Origin of the sequence: Quyinboa ferrireducens (assembly GCF_042436675.1) — a bacterium.
GTDB lineage: Bacteria > Bacteroidota > Bacteroidia > Bacteroidales > UBA5342 > JBHJHP01.
Genome location: NZ_JBHMVA010000022.1, coordinates 23,494 through 30,985 on the forward strand (window position 1 = coordinate 23,494; position 7,492 = coordinate 30,985).

Genomic DNA, 7,492 nt, shown 5'->3' on the forward strand with positions numbered 1-7,492 from the left:
TAAGTATATATTCGTTAACCACAATTTTATATTACAGTGGTACAAAAGTACAGGCATTCAAAAGGGCAAAAAAGGTCAATTATTCTAAATTAATGGTCAATTACTCTTTTATTTTTGATAAAATACGTCCAATAGACCTATATTTGAAAAACATTAAATGCAAAAAATGATAAAAGCTTTTAACTGGCGGTCGGAACTAAATTTAATAGAAGCAGATGCAATTGGCGATGATATTATTTTGCTGGAAAACCCAATTGTTTCTTCTGCCTTTGATTATCCTTTCAAAGTAGACGTTGTAACTGGGATTATTTGTACCAAAGGGACCATGAAAGGCTCCCTCAATCTAAAGAAATACACCGCACAGGCACCTTGTTTTTACATTGTATTACCTGATCAGATTTTGGAGTTCGAGAAATTTAGCGAAGATTTTGAAGGTCACTTTGTAGTGCTTTCAAAGAAATTTGCTGATCGTTTAATTGCTCAGAATTTACAAGATAAAGTACCATTGCTTCGTTCTGTTATGGATAACCCGTGGACTCCGCTAAGTGAACAGGAGCTAGATGCAATGTTATACTTTTATAAGGTGATGCAAATGACAATAAGAATGAAGGACAATCCTCGCAGAATAGAAATTCTAACGCTTCTGATACAGGCTTTTTTCATGGGAATAAGCCATCAATTTCACAAAATACCTGAGGACAGTAAAAAATCAAAACAGGAAATACTTATTGAAAGTTTTATTAATTGCGTTCATAAAAACTACAAGCAACATCGTAATACTGAATTTTATGCTGACAAATTATCGTTAACGCCAAAGTATCTGTCGAAAATAATTAAAGATAATACCGGACAATCTGCAACGGAATGGATAAACAACTATGTAATACTCGAAGCAAAAGCATTACTAAAGTCCAGTGATATGACCATTCAACAAATTAGTAATGAATTGAATTTTCCAACACAATCCTTCTTTGGGAAATATTTTAAACGACACGTGGGAGTTTCTCCGAAGGGATATAAGTATGAATAAAATGTGGAAAAACAGAATAACCTCTTCTGAATCCCACAGATTTATGCATAACCTGCATTCTCTTATTCTATTACAACTTTTATAATTCTGGATTCAAGAGCGTTTTCAACCTTTATAAAATAAATACCGCTGCTTATTGAATTAACGTTAATTGTTGTACTTCTTCTAACTTCACCCGAAAGCATTTGCTTACCGGAGATACTATATAAGAAATACTTATTCAATAAATTATTTTCAACATGAACAGTTAAAAGATTGCTAGCCGGATTTGGGAAAACCCTTACTATTTCTGTCCTTGATGTATTTTTGTCTATACCGGTAACCAGAGAAGCATCTAATGTGAATTTATCAAAATTAAACCATGAATCTCCTTCATTCTGGGTAATAAGATCGTAGCCTATTAACAGGTTTCTGCCTTCGGCTGATACTGGCAAGGTATAGGAAAATGTGAAATTTTCCCACCCGTTTATATCTGTCGCTGCTACATCAAAAGGCTTTGTCAATGTTTCCAATACTGTATAATCCGATGGATCCGAATCAAAAACAGCAAATTTAACCGCGATACTAACTCCTGTCTGTCCATCAGGCCAGCTTTCCGATGCGTAAAAAGACAAATCAAGTTTTCGCTTATTTTCAGGAACAGTTCCTGCAACTGCCCAAATTGAACCACCATCATTATTAAACCCATATCCCGTATAGTTACCGTCATAAGCAGGCTTCCCTGAGTCCTGGCGACCACAATCCGTTGCATCTGCATCTGCCCACCAACCTGGTACATTCCCATTAAAAACAGTTGCACCTCCTGCACCGTCCGCACGAAATTTCACATCATCAGCCGGTAACTCAAAACTACCGTTCTGTATTCCAAACTGCTCGGAAGAAAGGCTATCCAACCGGGTTATGTGTATGAGGTTTATTTTTGCATTCGAGGCTCCGGCAGCAGGGGCAACAGTCATTTTGCCATCAATCACTGTAACGGTATCCGTGGCAACCTTCATCGAAGTATGAGTGTTGAAACCTTCCAACACAAGCTGGCCCTCAACTAAAATTTTATGATAACTATCTGTGTAATCAGGATCGCCTGAACCAATACTGACCTGATAAATACCATTTTTAACAGCAATTTCCCATGTATAACTGATGTCGTCCTTTTGAATATGATTCAGTGTATTGAAAACCGGATCGGAAGTGAAGCTTCTTTCGCGCGTGTTGCCTGTATTGGCAGGAGTCCATCCATAAAAATAACCGTTACCCCGATCTCCAAAAGCCGAACCATCATCAGCAAGATATCCTTCAGGAGTAACACTACTAGCAGGCTGAAAATTGATCTGGATATCTCCGGGCAACAAGGTTTCATTCGCAGATTTTTTGAAGTTCCAGAAACAAGTATCGTTAAAGGCCACACCATTCTTAAACCCCTTGGCAATTATCGTATTATCTCCCTCTGACAGCGTGATATCATTCCATTGAAAAATGTGATTACTGCTTGTCCGCGCAGAAAAAAACCGGTTGTTAACGTTTAACTCAACAGAGTCACAGTTTGAGTATATTTTTACCTTTGTATTGGCACTGGTTCGTTGAGTAAAACGCCGGCTTGTGATATAAACAAACGGATCGGTTGTCCAGTTGGCTTTATAATAGAAAAAAGCATCCTTTTTTACTTTGCGGTCACGGGTAACCAACCCCTTATCATTTATACCCAGAGCATCACCTTCTGCCCGGTAGTCTGATGCAAAATCAAAAGCTACCCATACAGCGCTTGACCATATGAATGGTCTTTCCAGCATAGCCTGGTAGTAGGCCTCATGATAATCACACTGATATTCTTCGGGATGAAATGATCCACCCGGATTAGGACGAATAGACACATCCTGATGGTGATAAATGCTGGCACCTGCACCATACTCACTCATTCCTATCTTGGCATCAGGATGAGCGGAATGCAACCAATCGGCCCATGAGGCATAGTCGGTAAAAGAACCATCGTACCAGCCCATATACTTGTTCCAGCCACACACATCAAGCAACCAGTGTGTATCAGCCTCATCGTGCTGAGCAGCACCTGTAGTCAAACGTGTTGAATCAAGATCGTGGGCCAGTGCATTCAATTCACCAATAAGTGGGGCCGGATCAGGGCCCGCATGAAAATTAACTTCGTTGAACATGCCCCAAAATAAAACAGACGGGTGATTGTAATTTTGTTTGATTAATTCATTTAACTGCGATCTGGAATTTTCAGTAAAAGCAGTACTTGAACTTATCAAATTAACCAAAGGTACCTCAGTGCTGAGGACCATCCCTATGCTATCGCAATAATCATAGGTGAACTCACCGTGCTGATAATGAACCAGACGTAAATAAGTGCATCCTAAATCCTGAAGAATTTTCAGATCTTCGCTACGGTTTTCATTGCTAATAGCCCGTCCAATATCAGGACGATCCTCATGTAAACAAACCCCGTGAAGATTATATTTTTTACCGTTTAAGACGAAACCTGTGTCTGCATCAACCGAAAAAGTGCGGAACCCAAGAGGTTGTACGAGGTTGTCTGTAATCACACCTCCAACTTTAAGATTTATCTCAACACTATATAAATACGGATTGAGAGTTGCATCCCACAGCGTTGGCTCTGCAATTTCAACATCCATCGAAGTATTCACTATTGTATCAGGGTTAACAACTACATTAGTTTTTACACTGTCCAGTTTTACTCCGTCCATATTCTTCACATAGGCCACAACTTCAACATCATTCTCCTGCGTGTCATGATTCCCAACCAGAACCTTAATGTTCACATCAGCTTTTTCATCCGAAATATTATGCGGAGTTATATAAACCCCTGGAGAAGCATAATCAAGAGGAGAAATAAATACAGGATCTGTAATTATCAGCTCAACATCGCGGGTTATACCGCCAAAAAATGAAAAATCACCAGAAAGCGGGGGAGCATCAATGGTTGAGGAATTATCAACTTTTACGGCAACCGTGTTATTTGCACCGTAGGCCAGATATTCTGTTATATCAAAAATAAAGGCTGCATACCCTCCGATGTGTGTCCCAACTCTCTGCCCGTTTACATACACATCTGTTTTCATATTGGCAGATCCAAACTTTATAAATACTTTTTTTCCCTGCCATGCATTTTCGGCCATGAAGGTTTTTCGATACCATCTGGCACCTCTGAAAAGATTATTCCCGCCATCCTGTCCATCCAAACCATTCCATGTATACGGGAGTTTAACCGTGAGCCAGCCAGAATCATCAAAATCAACTTTGATGACTTCTGACTCAGAGGCAGTACCGAACTTCCATGACTCGTTAATATTAACCAAAGTACGCTGAGCAAAAAGACAATTTATATTGATCAAAAATGGAACCAATATAAATACCCGGAACAGTACGTTTTTCATGTTTAAAATTTATATAAGAAAATTTATTTATGTATCACCTAATTCTAAAATAGAAGAATATAATGCCCTGTTAATGTAACTATCCTGATAATCAATAATGTTTTTTCTATAAAGCAGAATTATTGCCAGAAAAAACCATTCAAATAAAATGTCAGATATTTATGATTTATCACAAAGCGGCCCTAAAATAGCAAATTATTTGTTATAAAAGAGTTTTGATCTGACCAAAATATCACTAGCATTTTGATAAGGATTTCCTTATATATGTACTAAAAGAAAATAATTAACTGGGATTACTTCGAAAACCTACAACAAAAGAAAATCTATTCCATTTTGCATTTTTTGATCATTACAATCCATGGAACATCTTGCATTAAACAATGACTTAACCGGGCAAAATACCTCTAAAACAGACCTTAACACTATTGCTTGCTAAAGATCTTACATGCCAGATAAGCATACGAAGACAGAGCTCATCCTGCCATCTTATCCGTCAATCCTCTAATTTCAATTTTTCTGCTTGTTGCCAATTTTATAAGAGAATCTAGTTTATCCTTATATGTATTGGAAATTTCCAATGGTCTACCTGGTTCATAAAGAAAGTTTTTAATAATTGGGACGCTATAAGGTAATGTCCATGCTCTTAACGCTTTTGCAATTGCATCCATGGTATTAATACCCTGCATGGCCTGTACTCCGTCTGCCCAGCATACTAAACCAACAGTCTTATCTGTAAGATATGGCAATGGCTTTTTTGCACTTACCTCAAGCCAGTCGAAACAGTTTTTCATCACGCCGGGGATGCTTCCGTGATACAATGGAGACAGCCAAAAATGAATATCTGCATCAAGAAACATTTGATTCATTAGCTTTACAGATTCGGGAATCTTTGTAATTGACGTATCGAAAAGGGGAATACCTGAATCGGTAAGATTAAAAATTTTGTTCTCCACACCTATCTCCTGAAGCTTTTCGGCGAAATATCCTGAAAGTATTCCGGATGTTGATTCAAGCCTTTTCTCTGGGGCTCCGTTAAATATAATTGCTTTCATAATGAAGTTATACTTTGTTTATATTCCTGTTTCCTGCTGTATTAATGCAGGCTTTTTAGTTTTTCATACAAAAAAACCGGTTAATAGCAGAATTTTTATTGAGGCAATTACCCGTTTCAAAATCAACGCTTATTATCCGGTAAATTATGTAGAGAGGATACCAAAATTCCAACTGTTTTCTGCCGGAACTATTAATAAATTAAAGATTCGACTCCGTTCCATTTTTAAATTGATTATTACAAAGCCGAATCTTGATATTGACCGATTTTCTTAAAAAAAATTATTCTTTCAGCCAATAATAACGAATCATCATAGCATTATATTTTCAATAATGCTTCTTCATATTTCTTCTCTACAGCCGACCAGTCTAAAACCGACCAAAATGCATCAAGGTAATCTGCCCTCTTGTTTTGATATTTAAGATAATATGCATGTTCCCAAACATCTACTCCCAGAACGGGGATACCTTTATCGTCCGATGAAATATCCATTAAAGGATTATCCTGATTAGGTGTTGCTGTAACGCTGACTGATCCGTCAGCCTTCACATAAAGCCATGCCCAGCCGGATCCAAATTGCCCCAAACCGGCCTTCTTGATTTCCGCTTTAAGATTATCAAGACTACCAAAAGCTACTTTAATTTCATCGGCCAGCCTTCCTGTTGGAATCAATTGAGGATCAGGAGATAAAATTTCCCAAAACAATGAATGATTGTAATGTCCTCCACCGTTATTACGGACTGCCTTACCGTACTTACTCACTTCCGTTATAATTTCTTCCAGGCTTTTGCCCTCTGCATCACTTCCTTCCAACGCATTATTCAAATTAGTTACATAAGCCTGATGATGGCGTTGGTGATGGATAGTCATTGTATCTTTATCGAAATGTGGCTCCAGTGCCTCGTAAGCATAAGAAAGAGCCGGTAATTTAAAACTACTCATAATATCTGTTTTTATTATTAATATCTGGAACAAAGGTAAATCAAAAAACTCAATAAAACAACTTTTTAGTTGTTTTATTATATCTAGGACTTCAATCATCAATTCCATAATGATATGTTTAACAAATATTTATTGTCACATACAAAAAAATTTTATACTTTTACAAATACTAATTAAACAACTAATTGTTGTATAAATGAAAAAAAGTACGTCAGATCAGATTTTAATGTTACTCAAGATGAGAGGAGCAATTACTGCGCATGTAATTGCAAAAGAACTGGGCATCACCAAAGAAGGGGCAAGAAAACATTTATTGAACCTTGCCTCAGAAAATCTTGTAAAAACAACGATTAAAAGTGAAGGTGTTGGACGGCCTTCTACCTATTACTCACTGACAGATAAAGCCTCTGCTGGTTTTCCTGATACTCATGCTGATATTACAGTACAATTATTAAAATCTGTAAAAAAACTTTTAGGAGACAACGCTTTAAATCTTCTTATAACCGACAGGGAAACCGTTATTTACAACAAATACGCCGGTGAAATGGCGGATACTGAAAAAATAGAACAGAAGCTGGATATTCTATGCAAAGTGCGCTCCGAAGAAGGTTACATGGCCGAATGGAAAAAAGAAAACGACACATATTATCTTATAGAGAATCACTGCCCTATCTGTGCCGCTGCTACAGAATGTCAGGGTTTTTGCCGTTCAGAACTACACAACTTCCAACAGCTTTTAGGTAATAAATATGAAATCAACCGAACAGAGTATATCATTGATGGAGGAAATCGCTGTGTTTATAAAATTGAAGAACTGGGTATTTAATCCTTTAATCCGTTGTTTCTATTGGCTAATTCCCAACAACCTGTCAATGAAATTCACAATTAAAAAGCTGCCTCAGACGATGAACTGGGGCAGCTTCTTCTATATTTAAATCAATTTAACTCGTTGTGTGAAATACTAATTTACTATTTTACAAGTACTTTCTTAACCTGAGAATTAACTTTTACAATGTAAATACCACGGTCAACTGAAATATTTTCAGCATTTCTTACGGT

General features: G+C 37.3%; 5 protein-coding genes. 2 read left to right on the forward strand and 3 right to left on the reverse strand.

Annotation, left to right across the window (positions count from 1 at the left end; all coding sequences use genetic code 11):
• Nucleotides 1-166 precede the first annotated feature (166 nt).
• The gene (locus tag ACE01N_RS19365; RefSeq protein WP_380592519.1) at nt 167-1,030 is read left to right on the forward strand and encodes a helix-turn-helix domain-containing protein; all 864 of its coding nucleotides are present in this window, start codon (nt 167-169) and stop codon (nt 1,028-1,030) included.
• Nucleotides 1,031-1,092: 62 nt separating this feature from the next.
• Here ACE01N_RS19365 and ACE01N_RS19370 read toward each other — a convergent pair whose 3' ends face one another.
• The 3 genes from ACE01N_RS19370 to ACE01N_RS19380 all read right to left on the reverse strand — a co-directional run bounded on the left by ACE01N_RS19370 (nt 1,093) and on the right by ACE01N_RS19380 (nt 6,433).
• Nucleotides 1,093-4,440, reverse strand: a complete 3,348-nt coding sequence (locus tag ACE01N_RS19370; RefSeq protein ID WP_380592521.1) for a glycoside hydrolase family 2 TIM barrel-domain containing protein — start codon at nt 4,438-4,440, stop codon at nt 1,093-1,095.
• 473 nt (nt 4,441-4,913) lie between these two features.
• Nucleotides 4,914-5,492, reverse strand: coding sequence for an NADPH-dependent FMN reductase (locus ACE01N_RS19375; RefSeq protein ID WP_380592523.1), 579 nt, complete (start codon nt 5,490-5,492; stop codon nt 4,914-4,916).
• Between the two features lie 317 nt (nt 5,493-5,809).
• Nucleotides 5,810-6,433 carry a superoxide dismutase gene (locus ACE01N_RS19380; RefSeq protein ID WP_380592525.1) on the reverse strand — a complete coding sequence of 208 codons (624 nt, stop codon included), beginning with the start codon at nt 6,431-6,433 and terminating at the stop codon, nt 5,810-5,812.
• Between the two features lie 196 nt (nt 6,434-6,629).
• Between ACE01N_RS19380 and ACE01N_RS19385 the strand changes: the two genes are divergently transcribed.
• Entirely contained in the window at nt 6,630-7,259 is a 630-nt protein-coding gene (locus ACE01N_RS19385; protein WP_380592527.1) for a helix-turn-helix transcriptional regulator, read from the forward strand.
• The last annotated feature ends 233 nt before the right edge of the window (nt 7,260-7,492 follow it).